Origin of the sequence: Argonema antarcticum A004/B2, assembly GCF_023333585.1 — a bacterium.
GTDB classification, from domain to species: Bacteria; Cyanobacteriota; Cyanobacteriia; order Cyanobacteriales; family Aerosakkonemataceae; genus Argonema; species Argonema antarcticum.
Map to the genome: position 1 here is coordinate 11,050 of NZ_JAIQZN010000064.1, position 25,414 is coordinate 36,463.

At 46.0% G+C, this 25,414-nt stretch carries 25 protein-coding genes and 2 tRNA genes; 12 read left to right on the plus strand and 15 right to left on the minus strand.

Annotated elements, in window-relative coordinates; all coding sequences use genetic code 11:
* On the plus strand, positions 1-1,518 hold a 1,518-nt coding region (locus LAY57_RS23670; RefSeq protein WP_249069561.1), incomplete at its 5' end, for a CHAT domain-containing protein.
* 287 nt (positions 1,519-1,805) lie between these two features.
* Here LAY57_RS23670 and LAY57_RS23675 read toward each other — a convergent pair.
* Together LAY57_RS23675 and LAY57_RS23680 are read right to left on the minus strand one after the other, a co-directional pair.
* Positions 1,806-3,740: a CHASE2 domain-containing protein gene (locus LAY57_RS23675; protein WP_249069562.1), complete on the minus strand. Its 1,935-nt coding sequence runs from the start codon at positions 3,738-3,740 to the stop codon at positions 1,806-1,808.
* Positions 3,741-3,794: 54 nt separating this feature from the next.
* Complete coding sequence (locus LAY57_RS23680; RefSeq protein WP_249069563.1) at positions 3,795-4,592, minus strand: DUF928 domain-containing protein; 798 nt, start codon at positions 4,590-4,592, stop codon at positions 3,795-3,797.
* Between the two features lie 301 nt (positions 4,593-4,893).
* Between LAY57_RS23680 and LAY57_RS23685 the strand changes: the two genes are divergently transcribed.
* The 5 genes from LAY57_RS23685 (at position 4,894) to LAY57_RS23705 (ending at position 6,812) form a co-directional block, all read left to right on the plus strand.
* Entirely contained in the window at positions 4,894-5,127 is a 234-nt protein-coding gene (locus LAY57_RS23685; protein ID WP_249069564.1) for a DNA-directed RNA polymerase subunit omega, read from the plus strand.
* A gap of 68 nt (positions 5,128-5,195) precedes the next feature.
* Positions 5,196-5,786 carry a hypothetical protein gene (locus tag LAY57_RS23690; RefSeq protein ID WP_249069565.1) on the plus strand — a complete coding sequence of 197 codons (591 nt, stop codon included), beginning with the start codon at positions 5,196-5,198 and terminating at the stop codon, positions 5,784-5,786.
* A gap of 5 nt (positions 5,787-5,791) precedes the next feature.
* A complete protein-coding gene (locus LAY57_RS23695) occupies positions 5,792-6,157 on the plus strand; it encodes a DUF1818 family protein (RefSeq protein WP_249069566.1) in 366 nt (121 codons plus the stop codon).
* 46 nt (positions 6,158-6,203) lie between these two features.
* Positions 6,204-6,277 (plus strand) — tRNA-Pro (locus LAY57_RS23700).
* Positions 6,278-6,599: 322 nt separating this feature from the next.
* Entirely contained in the window at positions 6,600-6,812 is a 213-nt protein-coding gene (locus LAY57_RS23705) for a hypothetical protein (RefSeq protein WP_249069591.1), read from the plus strand.
* A gap of 107 nt (positions 6,813-6,919) precedes the next feature.
* Here the strand turns inward: LAY57_RS23705 and LAY57_RS23710 are convergent, their stop codons facing one another.
* The 7 genes from LAY57_RS23710 to petM all read right to left on the minus strand — a co-directional run bounded on the left by LAY57_RS23710 (position 6,920) and on the right by petM (position 12,807).
* Positions 6,920-7,111, minus strand: coding sequence for a DUF2949 domain-containing protein (locus LAY57_RS23710; RefSeq protein WP_249069567.1), 192 nt, complete (start codon positions 7,109-7,111; stop codon positions 6,920-6,922).
* A gap of 692 nt (positions 7,112-7,803) precedes the next feature.
* A complete protein-coding gene (locus LAY57_RS23715; protein WP_249069568.1) occupies positions 7,804-8,403 on the minus strand; it encodes a DUF192 domain-containing protein in 600 nt (199 codons plus the stop codon).
* Positions 8,384-9,079, minus strand: coding sequence for a response regulator transcription factor NblR (gene nblR, locus LAY57_RS23720; protein ID WP_249069569.1), 696 nt, complete (start codon positions 9,077-9,079; stop codon positions 8,384-8,386). Before nblR ends, LAY57_RS23715 begins: the two co-directional genes overlap by 20 nt.
* A gap of 153 nt (positions 9,080-9,232) precedes the next feature.
* Positions 9,233-10,210 carry a S1 family peptidase gene (locus tag LAY57_RS23725; protein ID WP_249069570.1) on the minus strand — a complete coding sequence of 326 codons (978 nt, stop codon included), beginning with the start codon at positions 10,208-10,210 and terminating at the stop codon, positions 9,233-9,235.
* Between the two features lie 200 nt (positions 10,211-10,410).
* Positions 10,411-11,328, minus strand: a complete 918-nt coding sequence (locus LAY57_RS23730) for an NAD(+) kinase (protein ID WP_249069592.1) — start codon at positions 11,326-11,328, stop codon at positions 10,411-10,413.
* A gap of 183 nt (positions 11,329-11,511) precedes the next feature.
* The gene (locus tag LAY57_RS23735) at positions 11,512-12,486 is read right to left on the minus strand and encodes an SDR family oxidoreductase (RefSeq protein ID WP_249069571.1); all 975 of its coding nucleotides are present in this window, start codon (positions 12,484-12,486) and stop codon (positions 11,512-11,514) included.
* A 216-nt stretch (positions 12,487-12,702) separates the two neighbouring features.
* Complete coding sequence (gene petM, locus LAY57_RS23740; RefSeq protein ID WP_249069572.1) at positions 12,703-12,807, minus strand: cytochrome b6-f complex subunit PetM; 105 nt, start codon at positions 12,805-12,807, stop codon at positions 12,703-12,705.
* 140 nt (positions 12,808-12,947) lie between these two features.
* On the opposite strand from petM, the gene pdxA reads away from it, so the two are divergent.
* Together pdxA and LAY57_RS23750 are read left to right on the plus strand one after the other, a co-directional pair.
* Complete coding sequence (gene pdxA / locus LAY57_RS23745; protein WP_249069573.1) at positions 12,948-14,036, plus strand: 4-hydroxythreonine-4-phosphate dehydrogenase PdxA; 1,089 nt, start codon at positions 12,948-12,950, stop codon at positions 14,034-14,036.
* Between the two features lie 144 nt (positions 14,037-14,180).
* Positions 14,181-15,014, plus strand: coding sequence for a phosphodiester glycosidase family protein (locus LAY57_RS23750; RefSeq protein ID WP_249069574.1), 834 nt, complete (start codon positions 14,181-14,183; stop codon positions 15,012-15,014).
* A 284-nt stretch (positions 15,015-15,298) separates the two neighbouring features.
* On the opposite strand, the gene LAY57_RS23755 is transcribed toward LAY57_RS23750, so the two are convergent.
* The 6 genes from LAY57_RS23755 to radC all read right to left on the minus strand — a co-directional run bounded on the left by LAY57_RS23755 (position 15,299) and on the right by radC (position 19,934).
* Complete coding sequence (locus LAY57_RS23755) at positions 15,299-17,047, minus strand: sensor histidine kinase (RefSeq protein ID WP_249069575.1); 1,749 nt, start codon at positions 17,045-17,047, stop codon at positions 15,299-15,301.
* Positions 17,048-17,206: 159 nt separating this feature from the next.
* On the minus strand, positions 17,207-17,905 hold the full coding sequence (gene urtE / locus LAY57_RS23760; RefSeq protein WP_249069576.1) for an urea ABC transporter ATP-binding subunit UrtE: 699 nt from the start codon (positions 17,903-17,905) through the stop codon (positions 17,207-17,209).
* 153 nt (positions 17,906-18,058) lie between these two features.
* Complete coding sequence (locus LAY57_RS23765) at positions 18,059-18,295, minus strand: hypothetical protein (protein ID WP_249069577.1); 237 nt, start codon at positions 18,293-18,295, stop codon at positions 18,059-18,061.
* A 51-nt stretch (positions 18,296-18,346) separates the two neighbouring features.
* Positions 18,347-18,517, minus strand: a complete 171-nt coding sequence (psb34, locus tag LAY57_RS23770) for a photosystem II assembly protein Psb34 (protein ID WP_249069578.1) — start codon at positions 18,515-18,517, stop codon at positions 18,347-18,349.
* A gap of 440 nt (positions 18,518-18,957) precedes the next feature.
* Positions 18,958-19,029 (minus strand) — tRNA-Val (locus LAY57_RS23775).
* A 173-nt stretch (positions 19,030-19,202) separates the two neighbouring features.
* Positions 19,203-19,934 (minus strand): RadC family protein, encoded by a 732-nt coding sequence (gene radC, locus LAY57_RS23780; RefSeq protein WP_249069579.1) that lies wholly within the window; start codon positions 19,932-19,934, stop codon positions 19,203-19,205.
* 226 nt (positions 19,935-20,160) lie between these two features.
* Here radC and LAY57_RS23785 point away from each other — a divergent pair, with 226 nt between their 5' ends.
* From LAY57_RS23785 to LAY57_RS23800, 4 genes are all read left to right on the plus strand, one after another.
* Positions 20,161-21,084, plus strand: a complete 924-nt coding sequence (locus LAY57_RS23785; RefSeq protein ID WP_249069580.1) for a lipid kinase — start codon at positions 20,161-20,163, stop codon at positions 21,082-21,084.
* A gap of 106 nt (positions 21,085-21,190) precedes the next feature.
* The gene (locus tag LAY57_RS23790) at positions 21,191-21,532 is read left to right on the plus strand and encodes a structural protein (protein WP_249069581.1); all 342 of its coding nucleotides are present in this window, start codon (positions 21,191-21,193) and stop codon (positions 21,530-21,532) included.
* Positions 21,519-22,016 (plus strand): transposase, encoded by a 498-nt coding sequence (locus tag LAY57_RS23795; protein ID WP_249069582.1) that lies wholly within the window; start codon positions 21,519-21,521, stop codon positions 22,014-22,016. The genes LAY57_RS23790 and LAY57_RS23795 overlap by 14 nt, the downstream gene beginning before the upstream one ends.
* Before the next feature lie 567 nt (positions 22,017-22,583).
* Positions 22,584-25,367, plus strand: coding sequence for a cation-translocating P-type ATPase (locus tag LAY57_RS23800; RefSeq protein ID WP_275994321.1), 2,784 nt, complete (start codon positions 22,584-22,586; stop codon positions 25,365-25,367).
* The last annotated feature ends 47 nt before the right edge of the window (positions 25,368-25,414 follow it).

The window sequence follows — 25,414 nt, forward strand, 5'->3', positions numbered from 1 at the left end:
CAACCGGAACCGCAGCCACAACCGGAACCGCAGCCACAACCGGAACCGCAGCCACAACCGGAACCGCAGCCACAACCGGAACCGCAGCCACAACCACAGCCACAACCGCAGCGATCAACTCAAGTCGATCGATCGCCCATACCCCAAGAAAACCCCGCACCCCAATCCACACCAACGAACACCACCACCACCGTAGAACTCGACGAATCCGTTGCTGCTATAGAAGAAGTCTTCACGCGGCAGTATGAAGCGTATTTGGGTCAACCACCTACCACTCCGATTCAATCCATACAACAGATTCAAAACAGACTGCAAGAAATTGAACGGGAAACCTCCATCAAACCCGCACTACTCTATATCGTGTTTGGTCGGCAGAATTTGGGCGCAAATGCGGCTTTAATTTGTCCCCTGTCTGAATCTGACGAAAACAGACATGAGCAAGAACCATTTCTTTGCGATCGCTCTCCCAATGACACCGTAGAACTCATCGTAGTAACAGGAAACAACGAACCCATTAGCTTGCAAATCCCCGAAGCGACGCGCCAAAAAGTGGAAGCTTTAGTTAAAGAAATGCGGGAAGAAATTACCAAGACAACGCGAGACATCCAACCCAACGATTACCGGAAATCCTCCCAAGAACTTTATCAACTGCTAATCGCACGCATTGAGCCAGTTTTGAAACAGCAAGGCATTACCAATCTGATCGTTGTTCCAGATGTGACAATTCGTTCTCTACCGATCGCAGCCCTTCACGACGGTCAACAATTTCTGGTCGAAAAATACAGCCTTGCCATCATGCCTAGTTTCAGTTTGACTAAACCCCACTACGTTAACATCTCCAATTCGCCTATCCTGGCAATGGGTGCGTCAACATTTCCCCAGTCAGCTAACCAAAAACCCTTACCATCTGTGCCGTTTGAATTATCTACAATTACAGGGAATTCAAATCAGAGCCAATTGTTTTTAAATGAGAACTTCACTCTTGACAACCTTAAAACTAAACACTCCACGGGAAACTTTGGTATCGTCCACCTCGCCACTCATGCCGCATTTGAACCGAAGGACTCCAAAAACTCTTATATCCAATTGTGGGATACTAAATTGCAGTTGCCCCAAATGAAAGAGTTGGAATGGAACAACCCGCAGATAGAATTATTAGTTCTATCTGCTTGTCAGACAGCAATAGGAGATCAACAAGCAGAGTTGGGGTTTGCTGGGTTAGCACTACAAGCTGGAGTAAAATCAGCAGTGGCGAGTTTGTGGTCTAGTGACGATATCGGTACACTAGCTCTGATGATTGAATTTTATCAGCAATTAAAGCAGGGGCAAACTCGTGCGGAAGCACTAAGACAGGCTCAAATAGCTATACTTACAGGTCGCGTCAGCATCGAAAACGGAAATTTGCTACTTTCCAACGGAACATCAATACCCCTACAAGAAATAGCTAAAAGCAACAACTTAAAGTTCGATCATCCTTACTACTGGTCGGCATTTACTGTGATTGGCAATCCTTGGTAACAAAAGGTAACAGTTGGAGTTGCCTTAATCGCCCTGGCGGTTGCTATATTGTCCAAGAAACCCGGTTTCTCAGTACCTCAGTACACCCCAGAAACCCGGTGAGAGCAGAAGTTATATCATGTCCTGTTGCATCGGTAGCGTAAGCGTGATGCGAGAAATTGTCTGTGGGGAATCGAGAGTTAAATTTTAACCACAGATGAAGACAGATGAACACAGATGAACACAGATAAGAGAGTTATTTTTTTTAGACAACCGATGCCACCGGACATGATATTACCGGGTTTATGTTAATCACCAATGACTTGATAAATATTAATGCTTCCTTCCCGTCCTTTAAGTTGCACGCAACCGATAAATTGGGTAGAAAATTTTCCTTCAATATGCTTATAAGTTTCTTCACCGATCAAGATCCGACAAATTCCACCGTCTAAAGACTTATCGTAACTTTCTAAACGGGCAGCTATATTAACAGTATCTCCAATAGTTGTATAATTAAGTCTTTGGTGAGATCCCAGACTTCCCGTTACCACAGTTCCCGTAGCAATTCCGACTCGCATTTGCACTGTAGGAAGCCCTTGTTGCTGCCATTGTTGATTCAAAGAAGCCAATTTTTTTCCCATTTCTACAGCACAAGTGACTGCTGCGATCGCATCTTGGGCAATTTCCTCTGGGGTAGTGCTGGGAATGGGAACACCAAACACCGCCATCACTGCATCGCCGATAAATTTATCTACCACTCCCTCACAATCCAAAACAACCTGAGACATAACTTTCATGTAATCATTCAGCCAAAACATTAAGGTTTCTGGATCGGTTTTCTCAGTAATAGTCGTAAAACCTTTAATATCCGTAAATAACACTGTTGCTGTGATCTTTTGTCCCAGTAATTGTCCTTCTCTAAGTAACTGATGGCGATCGCGCCACACTGCTTGGGCAATTTTCGGCCCTACGTGCTGTCCCAACAAACTCATCACCGTAAGTCGGTCTTGGCGTTCAATGTAATTAATATAACCAGTAATTATAATTCCAGATCCTACTAAAGCTAGTAACGGCGGTACAACAGGAATCCACCACCCGAACAGAAATCCTATGTAAGCGCTACCGACGAGAAACGCACCAACTAGCAGAATACTAACAAATTTCCAGCGCAGTCGCAGCAATCCAAAACCTAAGATTGCGCCTACAGAAGACGAAAGCCAAATCCACAAATTTTCGCCTGCTTTTGGCAACGCATTGATTAATGGACGATCGTTTAAAGCAGCGCTGATAATTTGGCTAGTAAGATGGGCATGGATTTCTACACCGGAGGTAGCGCTAAGGTAATTGTAAGTGTAAGGAGTAAAAAAAAAGTCTTTTACAGTTTCGGAATTTGAACCAATTAAAACAATGCGATCGCGGATTAACTCACGAGAGATTCGATTTTCTAACACTTCTGTCATGGAGACAGTTTTAAAGACATGACAATCATTTATATGTTTTTTTTGTGGACAGCGACGAGAACGAAAATTAAACAAAATTTGATATCCGCCCGTATCTACTCCCGCATAACCGCCAAAGTCTTTCGTCAAACGGGTAAAGATTGCCTTTCCCAAACTATACTTACCAGATTCAGCCTTAATTTCTCGCAGGTAAATGCCCTCTTTCTGCAAATACATCAAAGCCAGTTCCACTGATAAACTATAGGTCGTTTTTACCTTGGTTTCGTTGACAGCTAGCAAAGCGCGGCGTACCTTACCATCAGTATCCAATACAATATCGCTAGCGCCCACTCGATGGTTCTGCTTCAAAGTCGATGGAGTAGCAACCAAATCTCGATCGGTATTACTCACGGCTTTGGTAATTCCAATTAAGTTCGGTGTAGATTTAAAGACGGCAACTAATTCATCGTTGCCAGGTGGTACGGGTAAATCTCGATAAATATCCAAACCTATTACTCTCGGTTGCAAAGCTTTTAGTTTCTGCAACAACTCGGCAAAAGTTCTATCGGAAATTGGCCATCGATCGGCTTTGGCAATATCAGACTCGGAGATTTCCACTAAGACAATGCGATCGTCCATTGGTTCTGTCGGTCGCCAGCGAAAAAATCGATCGAGTGCAGCCCACTCTAAAAGCTGCAAAGCTCCTAAACTTCGCAGCATAATGATTAATAAAGTTACGCTGGGGACTGTAATTAAGATGCCACGCCATTCCCCAAGTAACTGTCGGAATTTATTAATTGTCATGTGCTGTTGAGGCTCATTGGTGTTCGATCCAAAACGATGAACTAAGCATAATTTTCAATTTGATGGTTTGCAGCACTCCACCAAGGGGGAAGAAACAATGTCATCAAGTTTTACAGATTCTGATTGTAGAAGTTGCCTCCACATAATTGTTGGCGTTGAATTAGTCGAAACTCTAGGTTTCTGTTCTGCTATAATTTTTAGAGCATCGTACCAAATGCCGTTTTCTGCATAAACTCGCGCTCGTTCACTTGGGTTAGTATTATTTGGCACTCTGGCAACTGCCGTAGGCGGGGCTATCCGCTTAATCCACCCAATTTTGGATGCGTCTGCGGCTCGGTCATCGGATTGGCAATGCAATAATAAGCGCCATTCATAGCTCTTACCGATTTCTAGACGAGGTTTATTGGTTGGGTATTGAATGCTGATGATACCGGGAATATTTGTGAGAGGAAATGTTGTTTGGTAAATTACAGTCTTCTGCGCCCGATCGTACAAAAGAAACTCTCCGGTATTTGCCTGAGTTTGAGGCACATAAGCAAAGAAGATCGGATGCTCTGCAACAGTTAAACCCTCTTGGCTACGTGGGAGCAACAGTGTCAGAATAGAAGATTGATTTGCATCTTGAGGACATCTTCCTCTTGTGCCGCCGCTAGCTGTACCGTCTTTAGGTCTGCCATCGTCAGGTGGTGACTGAAAGCGGATGAGAGTTGCATTTTGCAGCGTTTGATTATTGCGATCTGCCGCTTGAACCACAGAGTCAGTCTTTACAAACGGCTGCACGCCAAAAGCTAACTCTAAAGGAGTAGCTAGTAAAAGCACCGATAGATACAGATAAGACTTTCTAGTAAACATTTAAGAACTATTTCGTGTGTGAGTGTTCTGCCATCTACTTACCGTTATATCCCACGTTTCACGCTCACGGCAAACGTATCTAAGTAGGGACTAAATAAACTTAACACCCAGAAACCGGGTTTCTTGGAGAAACCCGGTTTCTAAGGGCATGGCAGTTTTAAGTTTAATGATGCCCACCTACTTAGTTGATGCTGCAAAAATTGCACGGTAGTGCCACATAAAACATTCAAAAGTGAATTAAAATCAATTGGGTATTGAAAGAGACTGTTACACTGGTAATTGATCTCTAGAGCCAGGTTCTATGTACAAGCGTTCCAAGTTCGAGACTACCCAGACTCAGATCATGTACAGGGCGGAAGATCTGATTGGTGCAGCTTCCAATCGCTACCGCATTACGGTTCAGGTTGCAAATCGCGCCAAGCGCCGCCGATATGAAGAGTTTGACAGTCTCGATGACCCGATGATGAAGCCGGTAATCCGGGCCATCATTGAGATGTCTGACGAGTTAACTCAACCAGAGATCATTGGCGAGTAATATCACATTTGTATTCGTGGTTTGTGGTTAGCAGTCAACAATGAACCACGAACTACGAACAATGCCCTATGCCCAACAAACTTTTTGCAGTAATAGCCCTGACAGTAGTAGGTTTGACGGTTTTTGGTTGGAGTTCGATATCTGTTACCAGTTTATTGACTCCAGCACCTGCTACAGCGCAGCAATTCAAACCTCAAGATGTTTGGCGGCAAGTTTATCAAATGCTGCCGGATTTGCCGTTGGAAAATCAATATATCAGTAGGGAGACTGGGAAACAGGCTACAGACAACACTTTGGTGAGTCGCTTGGTTCGCTATCACATCTACGTCAAAGGGCGTCCGCCGATGTATCGACTGGATTGGAAGCTGACTATGGCGGACTATCTGGGCGCGAATGATTTCATGGGGGAAGGGGCGTATCCGGGTAATGATAGTTTGCGGCAAAATCCGATCGATAACGATCGCGCTGTCATCAGTCGCCTCAGTCGCGCTCAGCGGGATGCCCTGATCAATGCGATCGTCAGTATCTTTAATCCCAACGTTGCTGCTGAGTCTCAAAGGCAGCCTAATCCTACCCCAGTACAACAACCACCAGCACCGAATCCCAACTCCCGCCCACCCCAACCCCAACCGGGAGACGCTCAGCTACTCAGGCAATAGCATATATGGATCGGATTGTCAAGAGCGGTGAGGGTTGGCGTATTGGCTGGAATCCCAATGCTGCTAAGTTTAAAGGTTTAGTGGGAGGGGATAACTGGGCGATCGAGCTAACCGAGGCTGAGTTAAATGATTTTTGCCGATTGCTGGAGCAATTGACAGTAACGATGAGCCAGATAGCTAGCGAGTTGATGGACGAGGAGAAAATAGCCTGCGAAGCCGAAAGCGATTTACTTTGGCTGGAAGTGGCAGGCTATCCCCACGCCTACAGCCTTCATTTGATTGTAAATTGCGATCGGCAATGTGAAGGCAGCTGGCCAGCCGATACAATTCCCGGCTTGCTTCAAGCAGTTCAAGTATTAAAAGTTTTCTAGTTGTCAGTTAATTTTTTTGTGCTATACTAGGAAAGCAAATTGAAATCGGGGCGTAGCGCAGCTTGGTAGCGCACTACTTTGGGGTAGTAGGGGTCGCAGGTTCAAATCCTGTCGCTCCGATATTTAAGAAAACAGCCAAAACCCCCACTGGCAGATGAATACAAAGATTCACTCTGGAGATCGTAGCATCTCTGGAGTGAATCTTTTTTTGTTTGTATATTGACAATTGGCTACAGATATCCACAGATGAACACAGATGTAAATTTAGATTTAGTCGGGGAGTGATGCTGGGGCACGACCTTTGTAATGGAGATCACTGAGATGTGTTAGTTGCCATCACTTAAAAAGCCAGTAATTCTCACAGGTTACTTGCCAAAGCGATCGCAGTTATCCTGGGGAAAACACGGGATATTAGAGTTGTAGAGTTCAGGGCGCTCCCATGATGTACCCAGTCAACCTTCCCGGTGCCATTTCCGAAATCCTCGTCTCCGTTACTGACACAGGTGTTCTGACCTTAGCCGATCGTTATGGACTGATGGCAGCTACCCTAGATGAATCCTTGGATGAAGAAGACAGAAGCTCTCTCAACAGACTACTGAGAGCAGTACTGAAAGGACGGGTGAAGATGGTGAGCGACCTCTCAGCTACTGCTTAATATCAAAGTCTAGATTATGTAAGGCTGCTGATGGAGTCATGAGCGTTGAGCTACAGTAGCGATCGCCTTTATAGCGGTTATCTTTCCCTGAAAACATAGGTTAAATGTTAGACTGTTTCCAGCCAGTCATAAATCTGCTCTAGTTGTTTGAGTGTCACCAGACCGTACTGCCAAAGAATCATTGGCAAAGGCCCTGGATCTTGCTCCCGATGCTTAAATACAATCGACATGGAAGCAGCAGAAATTGCCAATTCTTCTTCCAAAAAGCGAATTAATCGTGAATAAGTTGTCGGTGCCATTCGCACTTTCACCTCCTCTTTAAGACACCATTGTCTGATACGGAACTTCCGACTTTAATCAGTCGATAGACAGTCTTTATGCCCCTGCCGCGCTGTTCGCTATACCTCTTTTGTTGGATAACGGCAAGAGTAAAAAGCTATGCTTCTGGGAATAAGTTCTACAGCAGACTCGACGATCTACCAACCCAAATCGAACTAAGGATTGGGTGGAAATTAAACCCGAAGCTGACTAGCGCAGGGATTTTACCTACGGTCGCAGCAGCTTTCTTCGCTCCTGCTCTCCCAGGGTCGCTATCGGCTTATACCAAGGTCTTCTATTTACTTGTTGATTGTCTTCTACTTCAGATCTGTAACTACCCTCACCTATAACAGGGAAGAATTAATACTTTCACTTATGCCTCACACCTAGACACATCGGCATCACAAGAAATATAGCTAAGTTTGGGAAAACACTCCAAGAGCTTTAATGCCAATAATGCTGAATGACAGAAGATACTTTTTTACAACAAGTTATTCACCTTGACTGCTGCCAGTTCCTGAAGAAAGCACATCTTGTAGGAGTTGCCAATTTCAGGGATTCGCCCTTGTCCGAACTTGCAGGTGTCAGGATAGACTAGCAAATTCTTAGAGAAGTTTCTCAACATAGATATGAATGTTAACACTTCTGAGCAACTTTGATAAACTTCTTAACTTTATCGCTGCGATCGACTTGACTCGGAAAACTGAATTTCCACCTGCTGCCCGACTTTGACCCCCAGTTGGGCTGCGCGTCCACCTCGTAGCTCGATCACTTGGTCTACCTCTGTTTTAGGGCCGTAGGTAGGACAGGGTGTGGCGGTACAGGGAGGCACGTTAGCTGCGATCGCTTTCACAACTCCCCCTCGCAAAAAAATCATATCAAGAGAAATCCTCACATTCTTCATCCAAAAACTGACAGATTGGGGCGGCTGGAACTCAAACAGCATTCCCCGGTTATCCTGTAAAGATGCGCGGTACATCAACCCCAAAGCCTGCTGTTCCGGCGTGCGAGTCACTTCCAGTTCAATTACCTCACCTGCCATCTTAGCTGTGGCTGAAATAGGCAACATTTGACCCAAATCTGTTTGTGATTCCTTGCTGCTTACAGGTATTGGCGTTACCTGCTCTTGAGGTGTGGGTAGTTCAGCAGAAGAAGTGGGTGGAACTGAAGGGGAACAGCCTATGAGTAAAGCGCCCAACAGCAAACCAGCCAATTTTAGATTTTGGATTTTTCCCACTCTCCTACTCACTCTTCTAAGTTTCTCGTAAAACATATCCAACACCTCGAACCGTTTGAATCAAGCGTTTTTCGCCCTCGTCTTCTATTTTGAGACGCAGATAGCGAATATAAACTTCAATCACATTGGATTCTCCCATAAAATCATCGCCCCAGACATTTTCCATAATTTGTTCGCGAGTCAGCACTTCGCGGGGATGCTCCATAAAACATTTAAGCAGCTCGTATTCCTTCATTGTCAGATCGATCGTCCGTCCGTTGCGTAAAGCTCTGCGAGTAGCCAAATCTAAAACCAAGTCGCCAAAGCGAAACTGCTCGGAACTCTCCTTTTCAGGTTGTAGGTAGAAACGCACTAACTTCAAAAACGTTTCCGTTCGGTAAGGCTTGAGGAAGTAATCATCAGCTCCCGCTTCCAGACAAGCTACCCTGTCATCGACTGTATCGCGAGCCATCATCAGCAGTACGGGGGCCCGATTGCCCGCCCGCCTAAGATTTTGGCAGAACCCCAGCCCAGATTCTGCTGTTAGCATTCGGTCTACGACTATCAAATCTGGCTCTAGTTCCTTGGCTCGAAGCAAACCAGTGGCGACATCGTAAGCCACTACTGGTTCATAGCCAGATTCTTTGAGATCTAGACTGATATTCTGAGCTAGGGCTTCCTCAGTTTCAATCACTAAGACGCAAGGACTGTGGTTCAGGGTAACGCTAGTCATAGAGACAACAGATATATAACAAAAGTCAAAAGTCACTCATTCAAAAGTCACTCATTCAAAAGTCAAATGCTTGCTGTGAATTGGTTCTGTCATTTTAGGATGTCCTAACTACCTTGGCGGTTGCTATATAGGTGGCGATCGAATCTAAAATAGCTACAATTTTACCGGACAATAAGCATCCAAAACTTTGTTTAAATCCTCATCTGGTATTCTCGCCTGCTCAAGCATGGGTAACCAAACCGATGCTGGTGTAATCCAAACTTCTTTGGTGCCATCAGCTAGGTCTTGCCCTGTCCATACTAGCCCAACCAGCCCGCCTTTACGGTTAAACACTGGCCCTCCCGATGAACCGGGGCCGACTAGATCGCCTTGTCCAGGAGGAAGAGTGGCGACGATGGACATGGCGGCGTAGCGGTTTTTTACAGGAACGCGAGGATCGGGGTCGGTACGCAACATCGGCTTGTCATCTTGGACGGTGGCGGTGACTGTTACAGCGGGATAGCGACCGTAAGCATGACTTTTAATCGTCAGTTTTTCACCTTGCTTAACTGGTTGTATTTCCAGACAAGGGGGTGAAAGGTCGATCGCATCGAGTTCCTCTGGATCGAGTTTAACAACTGCAACTTCCAGATTGCGGTCTAGAAATAGCAATTGTTTCAGAGGGACAGTGGGAATTAAAGGTGAGGGAGTAGGTTGAGATGGACGAAATGACTGCCACTGAGTGAGATTGTATGGAATGCAGCCTTCTGTATTTGTAGGACTGATTCTGTATTGCAGTCCATCTGTGCTTGGGGAATTCGGACTTGGTTTAATTAAACAGATAGAAGCATTAATTTGTGAATTTGAACTGCGATCGATCTGATAAGTAAGTAGCTGATCTTCAGATTTTACGTCAACTCCTTGTAAGAGCAAAAGTGCCGCATTCGTAGCTATGTGCCAATTTGTCAGAATAACTCCCCGACCTAGATATATACCTGAGCCAATGGGATCGAATTGTTTCTGTCTCTGTGGTCTTAAAAGTATAATTCCAACAGGATCTGGATTTGTGGAGGGCAGTTGTGCTTGGCTTACGAATACAAAAAATATGCTGCAAACTGCACTTAATAACAAAACCCAAAATTTTTTTCTCATGCCGGGACTTTGTGACGATTTTAGAGGATGTTTTAAAAGTTGCTGGCGATACACCAAACCTTTGGAGATTCCCCTAAATCTCCCTTGAAAAAGGGGACTTTGAGGCTCTTAAAAAGGGGGGCTAGGGGGGATCGTCTGATACTTCTCAAACATCCTCTTAGATTCTAGATTCCAGATCCAATCTAAAATCTAAAATTTGGTTATGGTAGTTCAACGGAGGTGGGTTTGGCAATGTGGGGTAGACCCCAGCCTAATTTTTCGCGCAAAATGCGGAAAAATTCGGGTGGTTGTAAGCGGATGAAGCGGGCTCTGTGACGCGATCGCTCTACATGAACGCGATCGCTTGGCATAACATAGCATCCCGCATTTCCATCTACCACCATTACCAGCCGTTCCAGATTGACTGGAAAAATTGACACCGGATCGCTGTTAGCAAAAACCAAAGCGCGGGAAGCCATAGAATGAGGACAGATCGGCACTAACTGCAAGACCTGTACCCCCGGCGTAATCACCGGGCCACCAGCACTCAGAGCATAAGCCGTCGAGCCGGTGGGAGTGGAGATAATCACTCCATCTGCTGCAATATCGATCGGTGCGTGTCTGCCTACCTGAATTTCAAAATGACACATACTGGTCAGCGGTTCCCGGTGAATTACCATTTCATTGAGGCAGAGTGCTTCCCACAAAACGGTATCTTCGCGAAATACCCGCACTGTCAGCATACTTCGCTCTTCAATTTCGTATTCACCAGCCATAACCTCTTCTATGGCTTGCGGCAATTGGTTTACATAAGTTTCCGTGAGAAATCCCATGTGACCCGTGTTCACAGTCAGCAGCGGAATGCCACTGGGTGCCACCAGGCGAAATGCGGCTAGAACCGTGCCATCTCCCCCTAACACCACCGCAAAGCTCATGTTTTCGTCGAACCCAGGCGGTGTTAAAAGCTCGATCGGCGTGTGGTAAACTGGGCTATCGGGATTTGCATAGCCAAGTATGCCGCTACTACCAGTCGTCAAGCAGACATCCCACCCGGCAGCTGCTAGCTGGTTTTTTAACTCACCAGCAATGCGACAAGCTACAGGTTTAAGGTCGTTATAGATAATCCCAGCTTTGGGCACGCAAAAAAGTCCAGGTTTATAATCGAAAGTTGATGTATGAGAAGGGAGCCTAAAATCGAATGGCAGGCGAAGTTTTGAGGAATGTTTGTCGTTGATGGTTCGTAGTTCTTCCAACTCCTCATCAGATAAACCGCGAACCATGAGTAACATTAGAGACATTATCTCAATCTTCATGCCATTCGTCTAAAATCTTAAGGATTGTCTTTTTGATTTCTTTTTACTTTTAGCCTGTTCATAATCTAATTCTTTGAGTTTCTTCAAAATTCGACTGAAGTAATCTTGTAAGTACGCTTCTAGGGTAGTTGTTTCTTGGGGGTCTAGGCCGAATACAGTATAAACCTCTTCCATTGAAGCATTTAAGGGTTTATCAGATGCTAAAACTTCTGCAAAGGCTAGGCGATCGGCTAAATTCCAGCCCCACTGAAAAAACCGCGCTATTTGGCGAACAGCACGCATTAAGCCCAGGGGTAGGCGCGTTACCTTTGCTTCTTGTCCCGACAAGCGCCCGCACAGGCTAATTATTTGATCGGCACTCCAGGCCCTTGTCCCCACGATCGGAAAAGTTCTATTTTCAGTTTCGGGAACGGAGAGGGCGCGGATCGCAAATTTGGCAATGTCCTGGGTGTCCATGTAGGCAATCGGAGAGGTCTGGCTGGTGACCCATACTGACTGTTTTTCCAAGATGGGAACTGCGTACTGACCGATTAACCCTTGCATAAAGCCGCAGGGTCGCAGGATAGTGTAATTTAATCCAGACTCTGCCAAAAAGATTTCAGTACATTGCTTAATCTCCATCAAGGGGACGTGGGGATATTTCTCAGAGTCGAGAATGGAAAAGAAGATAAAACGCTCTATCCCGGCGGCTTTGGCGGCTTGGATCAGCGCTACTTTGCCTTGCCAGTCTACCTGTTTGATGCTGAGGGAATCTGTAGGTCGAGCGGTTGCAGCATCGATAACTGCTGTCACGCCTTCCAAGGCTGGCGGTAGGCTTTCGGGGTCGCTGAGGTCACCACGGACGAGCCCTGCGCCCCATTCTTTCAAGAAAGCTGCTTTCTTGGGGCTGCGGACTAAGCAGCGAACTTGGTATCCCTCATCTAGGGCACGACGGACAATCTGTCTTCCTAATGTGCCTGTGGAACCGACAATTAATAAGCTCATCCAAAAATTTAGTAACGAATCTTAACGTTTCTCTAAGATGTTATCAGAATGTAGGGGCTAGGGGCTAGGGGCTAGGGGCTAGGGGCTAGGGAAGAGGGAAGAGGGAAGAGGGAAGAGGGAAGAGGGAAGAATCCTTCTTTTGATTTTTGACTTTTGACTTTTGACTTTTGACTTTTGACTTTCCCCCTAGTCCCTAGTCCCCGTTGGCTAAAGCGACTATTCTTCAGCGCCTTGGATTTTTAGGAGCAAAAAGCCCATAGCTAAACCCACAAGAACTAGGGTGAAGGACAAAACTGCTGCATTCAAAATTTCTCCGCTCATTAGTTAAACGCTCCTTTGCGATCGCGATCGAGTGATCTGGGATGACAATAGTGACTTGATGCCCCAGGTGCGGTCTAGTATAGAACAGCTGGGCAATCGATACCTAGAAGAAAGGCACGCGATCGGGGTAGACTGGCAAGATGAAGGTTGGAAAAAGTTTCTTTACAGACACTTCTGTAAAATTAAGCGATGGCGATCGGCGTCCCCGATTGGCTGTGACGCTGGGTGACCCGGCGGGGATCGGGCCAGAGGTGATTCTGAAGGCGCTGGCAGATCCAGATGTTATCCAAGATTGCGATATTACGGTGGTTGGTAGTCGATCGCTTTTGGAAAAGATTTATGCAGATTTGTCTTATTCTGTGCAATCTGGCGATATTTTGGCAAATCCGGCGCGGTTATCTATCCTTGATGTCGAGTTAGATGGGGATTTGAATCAGATTATTGCTGGAACTGGTAATGCTGCTAGTGGTGCGGCGAGTTTTGCTTATATGGAAACGGCGATACGTTGCGCTTTAGCTGGTGAGTTCCAAGCTATTGTCACGGGGCCGATCGCTAAGTCGGCTTGGAAGGCTGCTGGCTATAATTATCCCGGTCAAACAGAACTTTTAGCGGCCCGATCGGGTGTCGAGCGGTTTGGGATGTTGTTTGTAGCGCGATCGCCTCACACTGGCTGGACTCTTCGCACTCTACTTGCTACCACACATATTCCCCTGCGTCAAGTGGCAGATGCGCTGACGCCACAACTGATGAGTGCAAAACTCGATTTGCTGGTAGACTGTTTGCGCGAAGATTTTGGGATTGACAAACCCACGATCGCAATTGCTGGTTTAAATCCCCACAGCGGCGAACAGGGACAATTAGGACGTGAAGAACTAGATTGGTTAATTCCCTGGTTAGAAGAGGAACGCAAGGCCCGACCATACGCACTTTTAGATGGCCCTGTACCGCCCGATACTATGTGGGTAAAGCCCGGTCAAGCTTGGTATGGGAACGGCAAAACAGCGGTAGCAGATGGTTATCTGGCTTTGTACCACGATCAGGGCTTAATTCCGGTAAAATTGATGGCTTTCGATCGGGCCGTAAATACTACGATCGGTTTGCCATTTATCCGTACTTCCCCGGATCACGGAACAGCGTTTGATATTGTGGGTAAGGGAATTGCCGATGCGACAAGTATGAAAGCAGCATTGCAATTAGCAGTTGAATTGGCGAATCATAGTAAGTGCTGAGTGCTGAGTGCTGAGTGCTGAGTGCAAAGGGTTATTTCGGGTCAAATATGCGGTCGTAGTAGCACAGCTAATTAAAATCTTGGTATGACCGACATATTGATAAGCTGTGCTACTACTTACTAACATATCGGACTGTAGCTATAAATGGAAAACTTTGACAGACAGCAAGTATTTGCATTTTTTTGTGCCTCTTTACTTAATGCCTTAATTCCCCAGATAGTTTCTAACGCTTCTGTATTTCCACCTGGATTTGATGTAGTTAAAACTTCTAGAGGCGTTACTCTTTACCAGAAAAATGCAGAATATGTACAAGTTATTGATTTGAGCAAAGGTGCATCTGTAAAATTGCTTTATGGGGATATTACTGAGTCTGGTAAAAGTCAGGGTGCTTATGGAGGAGACGATCCTCAATTACAACGTCAAACTCTAAACCAAGCTTGGTTTAATTTCCATTTATCAAATCAGAATGCTTTTTGTATAACTAACGGTCAATTTTTCAGCGATGATACTAAACCGGCTACTAATTTAGCCTTTCCAGTTAAAGTAAATAGCAAAATAATCAGCGACGGTTATGCTGGAGAAAGTGAATATACAACAGAAAAGCTAAAGCTTGAAATATGGAATGATCGCGCCGATATTACAGCATTTAACGGTAAAACTTCTCTTTACTCATCTTCAGCACCAAATTTGATTGTGGGATTAAAGGAAAATGCTGATAAATTAATCAACAAAAAAGTTGGCAGAACATTTCTAGGTGTTAAAGATGGTGACGCCAACGGTAATTACGAAACTATTTTAATTTTTAATTCTAGAGCTTCAACTCAAGCACACGCGGCTCTTACGCTCAGAAGTTTTGGCGCAGATAAAGTAATAATGCTGGATGGTGGCGGTTCTACGCAATTGCTTTGTCAAGGAGAAAGTTACGTTACATCTAGAAGAACAATACCACAAATGATTGGCGCGATCGCAAAGCCGTGATCAGCTCGAAAAGTTGCGGGTCTTCCGTACTTAGTGTGCCAAATGATTAGTTTTTTTGTACCCTACGCGCAAAGCTTGCTAAGGATTTCAAGGTGATTGCTCTTTACCGCAAGTTGCCATTATGCAAGCTTTGGGTGTAAATAATCTCAACGCCTTACCTAGCAAAGCCTTGAGTATAAATTTAAGTTAACTTAGCACACTAAGTACGGAAGAGCCGATCTTTTGTAAAATCCCTGAGATTTTTAATTTAACCTTCTTAAATTCCACTATAAATTTAGCGAGCGCTAGGAATACATTTTAGAGTAATCTGCTTTCATTGGCAAAGAGATTGCAAACTCCGTTCCCTGTCCTGGCTCTGATTTTACTTCAATTCTGCCCTTGTGCTTTTCCACAATCTGGTAGCAGACGTAAAGTCCCAGTCCGGTGCCTTGACCTATCGGCTTAGTCGTGAAGAAGGGGTCGAATAGCTTGTTTTTTATCTCTCCTGTAATCCCAGAACCATTATCCCAAATCTTTACTAAAATTCGGTTAGCGTTAACCTTTTCTGTCCTAATTACAATCTGCTTGTTGGTTGGCCTTTCCGTAGATAGCAGCGCATCAACGGCGTTAGAAAAAATATTCATAAACACTTGGTTTAGCTGAGCCGGGTAACACTCAACCAAAGGCAAATTACCGTAATGCTTAATTACTTCAATATTATTGTTTAGCCGATGATTAATAATTACCAGAGTGCTGTCAATTCCTGTGTGGATATCAACAAATTTCATTTCTGCTTCATCCAGTCTGGAAAAGTTTCGCAAACACAAAACAATCTGACGGATGCGATCAGCCCCGATTTTCATTGAAGAAAAAAGCTTAGCTAAATCTTCAGTCAGAAAGTCGATGTCTATTGTGTCAATCAGGTTTTGAATTGTGGGAGTAGAATGGGGATATTCCTGCTGATATAGCTGGATTAATTCCAACAAGTTTTCTGTGTAGTTGTTGGCGTGTTCGATGTTGCCGTAAATGAAGCTAATTGGGTTGTTAATTTCATGGGCGACACCTGCTACCATTTGCCCAAGAGAGGACATTTTTTCGGTCTGAATCAGTTGCGCTTGTGCTTGATTTAGTTCGTCGGTGTAAGTGGCAATCTGTTTAATCAATTGATTGAGAGAAGTTGCTAGAATTCCAATTTCATCTTCACTGGTAACTGGTGCTTGGAGGTTAAAATTAGATTCCTGAGCGACTTGCTGGGCTATTTGAGTAACAGCTTGGAGAGGACGAGCGATCGCACGACTGGTATAAAATGCCAAAACAGCCGCTAGAGCCCCTGACAGACACATACTCGCCATTGTAATCCAGAATCGCACTGCTGACGCCCGCTTCAGAATTCCCGCTCCTTGGTTTTCTTGAGATCGTGCAGTATCGATCAGCCTGCTTAACCGATCGGCAAGGCGATCGAACTTGATCGACACCTCGCCGCTGATAGTCCTCAACAGCACCTGCTGCGCCCCCTCAATCTCTTCTGGCTTTAAATCCGAAACATTGATTTCCTTTAAAATGTATTTGACTAGCTGAGAATAAGATTCGGTTGTGTTTTCGTAATCGTTCAACAAGGCTATTAACTCGTTTCTGTTTGCTACTGAACCGTTAGGATTGCTGTCAGCAAAGTATTTAATTCTAGTTAACAGAGTCTTAGAATTGGCAATATTCCGATCGAATTCCAAGACTTCATATCGCAACCAAACAGAATTTCCCAGTACGGGAACCAGCCGTTGTTGATGCAATCGCGCCTCTAGAGAGGTATTTCTTAATTGATTGAGGAGATTGTGTTGTTCGTTGGCATAAGCTAGATGCTCCTTTGCCTGTTTCTCGTAGTATTCTCCAGTCGCCAACCCAGCAACTGTTCCCAGAATAGCTATACCAATTGCCAAGCCATAACCATAGCTAATTTTCTGATTTATTCGCCAGCGACTTATCAGTCGCGACATCCCTTTAGAGGTATGTTTTGGGGTATTAATTTCGCCCTTTAGCTCTACTTTATAGTCAACCACGCTACTTTCTTCCCTAGAAAGGGAAGTGTTAGGCTCTTTTTAGATCCCCCCTAACCCCCCTTTTTAAGGGGAAAAGAAACTCAAAGTACCCCTTTTTAAGGGGGATTTAGGGGGATCTCAATCGTCAGAAACGAAGCCGATCGAGTTTGAAAACACGCCCTACACAGCCAGAAACCTTTGAATCACATCGTGACTGAGTTCGCTAGTCGCGCCAGAAGCGACAATGCCGCCCTTTTGCATCGCATAGTAGCGATCGGCTTGCCGCACAAAGTGTAAGTGTTGCTCAACTAACAGCACAGAAATGCCCGTCGATTGGACGATGCCCCGCACTGCGGCTTCAATTTCTAAAATGATCGAAGGTTGAATGCCTTCGGTGGGTTCGTCGAGTACGAGTAACCGGGGGCGTCCCATCAAAGCGCGTGCGATCGCCAATTGCTGCTGCTGTCCCCCGCTCAAATCCCCACCCATCCGAGAAAGCATCGATTTCAAAACTGGAAATAGGGCATAGATTTCCTCTGGAATTTCCTGGCTGTTGACCCGTTCCCGTCTAGCCTCCAAACCCAGCAGCAGATTTTCCTTCACCGTCAAACGCGCAATAATCTCGCGTCCTTGCGGGACATAGCCAATTCCCAGCTTTGCTCGCTTATCGGGAGACTTGTCTGCGATCGACTCACCCCCAAAAATAATATTACCCCGGCGCGGTTTGAGCAAACCCATAATCGTTTTCAGCAGAGTAGTTTTGCCCACCCCATTGCGTCCGATCAGGCAAACCATCTCCCCAGCAGGCACGTTCAAATCAACATCCCGCAGAATGTGACTTTCGCCATAATAGACATTTAAACCAGAAACTTGCAGCATATCAAGTTTGGATTTTAGATTAAAGAATTTTGATGTTAACAATACTGAGAATTATATACCCATCTGGTTCAAAATTATGGGTTGTTATCCAAAAAAAGATATAAACCCCAGCCCAGAGGCTGGGGTTTTATGAATACCCCCATAACAGTCACTCTAAAACGAGCGCAAGAAAAAGGAGCCAGCGATAACTGATACCACAACAGCTATCAAAACGTTGTTGAAGAATGCCCCTACTTCCGGGTTATCGCCCAGCGCGGCATCATCGCGACCGGCGGTAAAAAACAGCGCCCAAGCTTGGTTTGCAGAGATGTTTGCAAAGGTGTTGAACTCGCTATTAAAGATAGTGGCGGCAGAAACATAGCTCCGCGCAATGTCAAAGTCAGTTTTCATCTGATATCTCCTGGGTTTTTTTACGAAAAAGCTATTAATTATACAAATCACCTAGCTGACAGCAAACGCAGTCAGCACCACAGCAGCCAGCAATGCTAGAGCTGCTACACCCTGAAACAAGTAGCTGCGCTGCTGCTGTTGGGTTGGGTATTCCGCAAAGTACATCTTTGGTTCCTTAGCAAAGTTGTTCAGGATGCCTCTTTCTTCTGTGATGTAACTCATGTCTGTTTCCTTTTTGTAACCTTATGTAAACTAATGTAAACAATTTGTAACAAAGTGTCAAGACCGAAGCGATAAATTACTATAAAGATTCCTTATGCTAGCAATAAGTATTGCTTATCTTTACGCCAGGAGAACGCTAACCCGCACAGGCTCAAAACCGCAAGTGTAGACTGAAACCCTGATTGCTACGTGCAAGCGACCTACTCACAAAAACACCAGTAACAAAGGATGAGGGCTCTCCCGTACTTATGGTGATAAGAGCAACTTATTTAAATAGACAAGCTAACAGCTTTTCTCGTAAAGACTTAAAGCTTTTAAAGCCATAGCTTTGCCGAATAATTAAGTCAAAAAGCAAGATATTCATCCAAAAACCGTTGAATATCACAGCATAGTCATCTACCTCGATCGCTGTAATACTTACGGCATCTAACTTTTTGATATGGGCGATACTGGATTTGAACCAGTGACCCTATCCGTGTGAAGGATATGCGCTACCACTGTGCTAATCGCCCATGAATTTTTAATATAACACAGGTAGCGCGAATCCACAAGAAAAAATAAGCTAACACGCATCTAATTCGGATATTTCTAATCCGGCAATCAAACCTTCAATTCCTCTCCCACTCCCCCACTCCCCCACTCTCCCACTCCCGCTAAACATACAAATTAAATGCGTAGCAGCTTATTAATCTCCCTGGGGACACTCATCCCACAAAGTTGTGGTTTCTCGCAAACTTAAATGGTCGCCATTTCCCAAAATTAAGTGATCGAGTAGAGGTATAGCCAAAAACTGCGCCCCTGTTAATAGCTGCTTCGTTAAATTGATGTCTTCCTGACTTGGCTCAACGTTCCCAGATGGATGGTTGTGCGCTACTATAACCCGCGTAGCTCCTTGTCTGATTACTTCTCGGAAAATCTCTCGCGGATGCGCCAATGTCTCTGTCGCTGTACCAATGGTAATTACCTGCGTCCCCATCAACCTATTCTTGACATCCAGCAACAAAACAGCAAATCTTTCTGTTGTTTGCCACATTAAATCGTTGCTGAGTGTAGCGGCGGCGGCGGCTGGACTATCAATTGTGGCCCGATCGAGCGGTCGGGTGGCAAAAGCTCTTTTCCCTAATTCGATCGCTGCTAAAATACTTGTCGCCTTGGCTGGGCCAATGCCAGGGATCTCCATCAACTCGGCAGCACTAATATCCCTCAATACCGCCAGAGGGTCTCGTCCGTGCTGGCTCAATTGTTGCAAAATATATTGTCCTAAGCCTACCGCAGACAGTTTACCAGGCCCCTGACCAGTACCCAATAAAATTGCCATCAGTTCGGCAGTGGCAAGACTCTTAGGGCCATGAGTCATCAATCTTTCGCGGGGACGTTCGCTGGTTGGTATGTCTGCAATTCTCAGGCAATAAGTCATAGATAGCACCGGCAATACTGAAACGGGTGTGGTCAAAAACAGTTGGTGATAGGGGGGACAAGGGGGACAAGGAGGACAAGGGGGACAAGGGGGACAACCAACTACTTATGACCGCACCCTACTGAAAAACAAATATATAACTACAGACGGTTGTTGCAAATAAGTTAAAAATTATAAGTTTTAGATTGGGAATGGGGTATTTGAGATGAAAGACGAAGGAAGATAGATGACTCGGCGAGCGCTGTTGTTAGTGAACCGTCACTCCCGGCGGGGTAAAGAAAATCTCTCGCAGGCGGTTAGCCAATTGCAAGCATTAGGGTTTGATGTTCTAGATAAATCTACCGATCAGCCCAAGCTGGCACCTTCTGTGATTCGTAAATATAGCGATCGCGTCGATTTAGCAATCATTGGTGGCGGCGATGGCACCCTCAATGCTGTAGCAGAAGCGCTAATGGAAACACAGCTTCCCTTGGGTATCCTCCCTTTGGGAACAGCTAACGACTTGGCGAGGACGCTGGGAATTCCCACAGATTTATCCCAAGCTTGCGAAATCATTGCCAACGGTCAAGTACAACGCATCGACTTAGGTTGGGTGAATGGCAAACACTTCTTTAACGTGGCCAGTCTGGGCTTGGGCGTGAAAATCACCCAGGAGTTAACGAAAGAAGTAAAACAAAAGTGGGGTGTGCTGGCTTATGCTGCAACGGCCATACAGGTAGTTTGGCAAGCGCGACCCTTCTGGGCAGAGATCCGTCAGGGCGATCGCACAATTCGAGCCAAAACAGTGCAAATTGCCGTCGGCAACGGCCTATACTACGGTGGTGGTATGATTATTCGGGATGACGCTAAAATCAACGATCGAAGACTAGATTTATATAGCCTAGAAATTAAGCACTGGTGGGATATCGCGGTCAGGCTACCAGCAATCAAGCAAGGAAAGCACGCCTTTTGGTCTGGTGTTCGCACCCTGGAAGGTCAGGAATTTGAAATAACGACGATTCAACCCCGCCCCATCAACACCGATGGCGAGATAACGACATATACTCCTGCTAAATTCCGCCTTATACCGCAAGCTTTGCCAGTTATCGTGCCCAAAACATCAGAAATTCCAGGTTTATCTCAAGAGACGTTGGGCAACGCAGCGATCTAAGAACAGCGGTTGGCGCTCTTAAGGTAGCATCCGCTCATCAAATTAAAGCCTTATGATTACCTACCAAGACTATGTTAACCTTGAGTAAAGAAATTCAGTGCTAAGAATGGCAAAGAAACACGGGCATCAAGTAGGGATTGAGGCAAAAATAGAATATCATCCTACGCTTGAGATTCTGGGTTTCAGGTATGAATCTTGGCGTAGAACTGCCTTGAATTGGTTTCAATCAGGATTAACTGAAGACGAAGTAGAAAAACGCCTTCAAAAAGAGTTTGATGTAGATTGGGCTTGGGCAGATTCTATAGCTACTGAAGCTAAGCAATGTCTCGCTCAATTAGAGTCGGCCAGGGCAAGCAATATTGCTCGGATCGAAGAACTCATCAAGAAGAAAGAAAACCGAGCGAAAGCTCTTCAAAAATTACTAGAGAAGCAACTTGCTTTACAATGAAATGCTTTCTAACCTCAGTACCAGCATATTTAGAACTTCCCTAGAATCGCGATGCAGAAGACATGGCGTTGAGTTAATTAAAGTTAATCCAGCCTTTACCAGCATCATTGGAATGATTAAATTCATGGCTAAGTACGGGCTAAATAGCGGCACATCAGCTGGAATGGTAATAGCTCGTAGAGCCATGAACTTAACCGAAAAACCACCACATTGCTTAGTCAGACCAGAGGATTTGACTAAGCATCACTGGAGTGTGTGGAATCGGGTTGCTCGTTTCATTAAACAGCATCATATTCCACGTACTCAACTTTTTCAATGGGTGAAAACCTTTGAGGGTATCCTCACCTTGTCTCTTGTAGATAAGACGGAACATTCTCCTTCTTTGTCGGTAGCCATTGAAACGGGTGAGTCAGAAAATCCTCACCAGTCACCGAGGGGTGAGGTTAGACAGGATGGCAATGTCCCGCTTTGTCTATTTTCTTAGAAGGTGGCATACTCAGGAAATCGATCGAAAGCTGCAACTCCTCAAAAGGGATCTGGGTTTAACCCAGAATTGCGTCCCAAAAGACAACTCTGAGTTTACTACCCAGGAGGTGTCAGAGTCGTTGCAGAGCTAAAAACCCCAATCCAACCCCCACTTCCGCTATCTTGGCGGATAGTTGTGCTGTTGGGAAAAAGCGCCCAGTCGTTTTTTCCCCGTGAGATACAGAGTAGAGAGGTAGATGTGAATAAGACAGGTTTACTGATAGCCGCAGTGCTGTTCTCCTTGATAGGAATTAGTGCGACTTACGCATCGGGATATATAGTTTGCAGAGAGTTAAGCCAGCAGTGCGTTTTGATTACAGGGAGTACCAGTCTTTCGGATGCACGCGGTATTGGAATTAACCTAGTTGCAGCGAAAGTAATTAAATCATTACCTATAGTCTGTTTATTGCTGGGTGGAGTTTTCTGGGTACTCGGTTTGCTCAAATCAAATCGCAGACTCTCAAGAGAGTTAGGTGCAACACCCAGATCCCCAGAGTCACAAGATTTAGCAGTAGCTTGGCACTCCTTGGATGTTGAGAAGACACTGACTAGGCTAAATAGCGATCGCAACTCTGGTTTGACTTCCCAGGAAGTGTCAGCGCGTGTGCAGCGCTATGGCACCAACGAACTCGAAGAAACAAGCGGTCGCAGTGCTTGGCAGATCCTGCTAGACCAATTCACCAACATTATGCTGTTGATGCTGATTGGCGTGGCACTTATCTCTGGCATCCTTGATGTGGTATCTCTGCAAACAAAAGGATTATCCCCTGGTGAAGTTCCTTTTAAAGATACGATCGCAATCTTAGCAATCGTGATCCTCAACGGCGTCTTGGGTTACCTCCAAGAAACCCGCGCTGAAAAAGCCCTTGCCGCCCTCAAGCGCCTTTCCTCCCCCAAAGTGCGCCTAATTCGCGACGGTAGAACTCTGGAAGTAAGCGCCAAGGAGCTTGTACCGGGGGACATCATGCTCCTGGAAGCCGGGGTGCAACTGGCAGCAGACGGGCGTCTGATCGAAGAATCGAATCTCCAAATCCGGGAGGCGGCGCTGACTGGGGAAGCCCAAGCAGTGAATAAGCAAGCCGACTTAGATCTGCCTGAAGACACATCCTTGGGCGATCGCATCAATTTGGTGTTCCAAGGCACCGAAGTTGTCCAAGGACGCGCCAAAGTTATCGTCACCAGTACGGGGATGGGTACGGAACTGGGCAAGATAGCCACCATGCTGCAAGGGGTGGAGAGCGAACCAACCCCCTTACAACAAAGAATGGGTCAACTCGGTAATGTCTTGGTGACAGGCTCTTTGGTTTTGGTAGCTGTGGTAGTTTTGGGCGGTCTGATCAAAAATGGCTGGAATTTCAACAATTTCATCGAACTGGTAGAAGTTTCTCTGAGTATGGCGGTGGCTGTAGTTCCAGAAGGCTTGCCAGCTGTAATAACAGTTACTCTGGCACTGGGAACCCAGCGCATGGTACGCCGTAACGCCCTCATTCGCAAACTTCCAGCAGTAGAAACTTTAGGTTCGGTGACAACCATTTGCTCGGATAAAACCGGCACACTTACCCAAAACAAAATGGTAGTGCAGCAGGTTACCACTGGTAACCAAACATTTCGCGTCACTGGCGAAGGTTATACTCCCGAAGGCCAGTTTCAACTCGAAGATCGATCGGTAGCATCAGATCGATATCCAGAACTGCAAACGCTACTGCTTGCCTGCGTGCTATGCAATGACGCAGAGTTACAGTGTCAGCCCCAAAACACACCGGGCTCTGAAGGCGGAAACTGGATAATTTTGGGAGATCCAACTGAGGGGGCATTGCTCACTTTGGCCGGAAAAGGCGGGATCGCAAAAGAGTCGCAAAGCTCGCAAATGCGTCGCGTTGCCGAAATTCCTTTTTCCTCGGAACGCAAGCGCATGAGCGTGATTTGTCAGGGAATAGGAGGGGATTCTTCCCAATCTCTGTTCTCAATCTATACAAAGGGTTCTCCAGAACTGATTTTGGAACGCTGCACTTCATCTCAGGCGGGCGCTAGCGCTGTTGGACTCACAGATACCGATCGCAGGCAGATTCTAGACCAAAATAATCAGATGGCGGCTCAAGGATTGCGCGTACTGGGTTTTGCCTACAAACCCTTGAACAGCCAACCGCCCGCAGAACCAGATGAAACGATCGAGCAGGAATTAATCTGGCTGGGCTTAGTGGGAATGCTGGATGCACCGCGCCCAGAAGTGCGGGGGGCAGTAGCCAAATGCAAGCAGGCGGGAATTCGGACTGTGATGATTACCGGAGACCACCAGCTGACCGCCAAAGCGATCGCCTACGACCTGGGTATTGCCTCAGAAGGCGATCGCGTCCTCACCGGCCAAGAATTGCAAAAACTCAGCCAAAAAGAACTGGAGGGGCAGGTAGACCTCGTGAGCATCTACGCCCGCGTCTCCCCAGAACACAAACTACGCATCGTACAAGCCCTCCAAAGTCGCGGCAAATTTGTGGCTATGACGGGAGACGGCGTTAACGATGCCCCCGCCCTCAAGCAGGCTGATATCGGTATCGCTATGGGTATCACCGGCACAGATGTCAGCAAAGAAGCCAGCGATATGGTGCTGCTGGACGATAACTTTGCCACCATTGTCGCCGCGACAGAAGAAGGGCGAGTCGTCTACACCAATATCCGCCGTTTTATTAAATATATTCTCGGCTCCAACATCGGGGAGGTGCTGACAATTGCCGCTGCTCCGATCCTGGGTTTGGGAGGTGTCCCGCTGTCACCCTTGCAAATTCTCTGGATGAACCTGGTAACAGATGGCGTTCCCGCCCTCGCTTTGGCTGTGGAACCAGCAGAACCAAATGTGATGAAACGTCCTCCTTTTAGTCCCCGCGAAAGCATTTTTTCACGAGGATTGGGGTCTTACATGATCCGGATTGGGATTGTTTTTGCTATTCTCACCATTCTCCTGATGGAGTGGGCTTACCACCACGCCCAAGCGTCAGGCGATCCCAATCGCTGGAAAACAATGGTGTTCACTACTCTCTGTCTCGCTCAGATGGGGCACGCGATCGCAATTCGCTCCAACACCCAACTGACAATAGAGCTAAACCCCTTTACCAATCTTTTCGTTTGGGGAGCGGTGATCTTCACCACCATATTGCAGCTAATGCTGGTTTACGTTCCACCCCTGCGAGCTTTCTTTGGTACCCACGTACTCGATTGGATGGAACTCTTGATATGCGTTGGCTTCAGTATGTTGATGTTTGTTTGGATCGAGATGGAAAAGCTCTTTATTCGCTGGCGAAGCACAAGGGCTAGGTAGAAAAGTCAAAAGTCAAAAGAAAAAAGAAAAAAGAAAATGGGGTAATA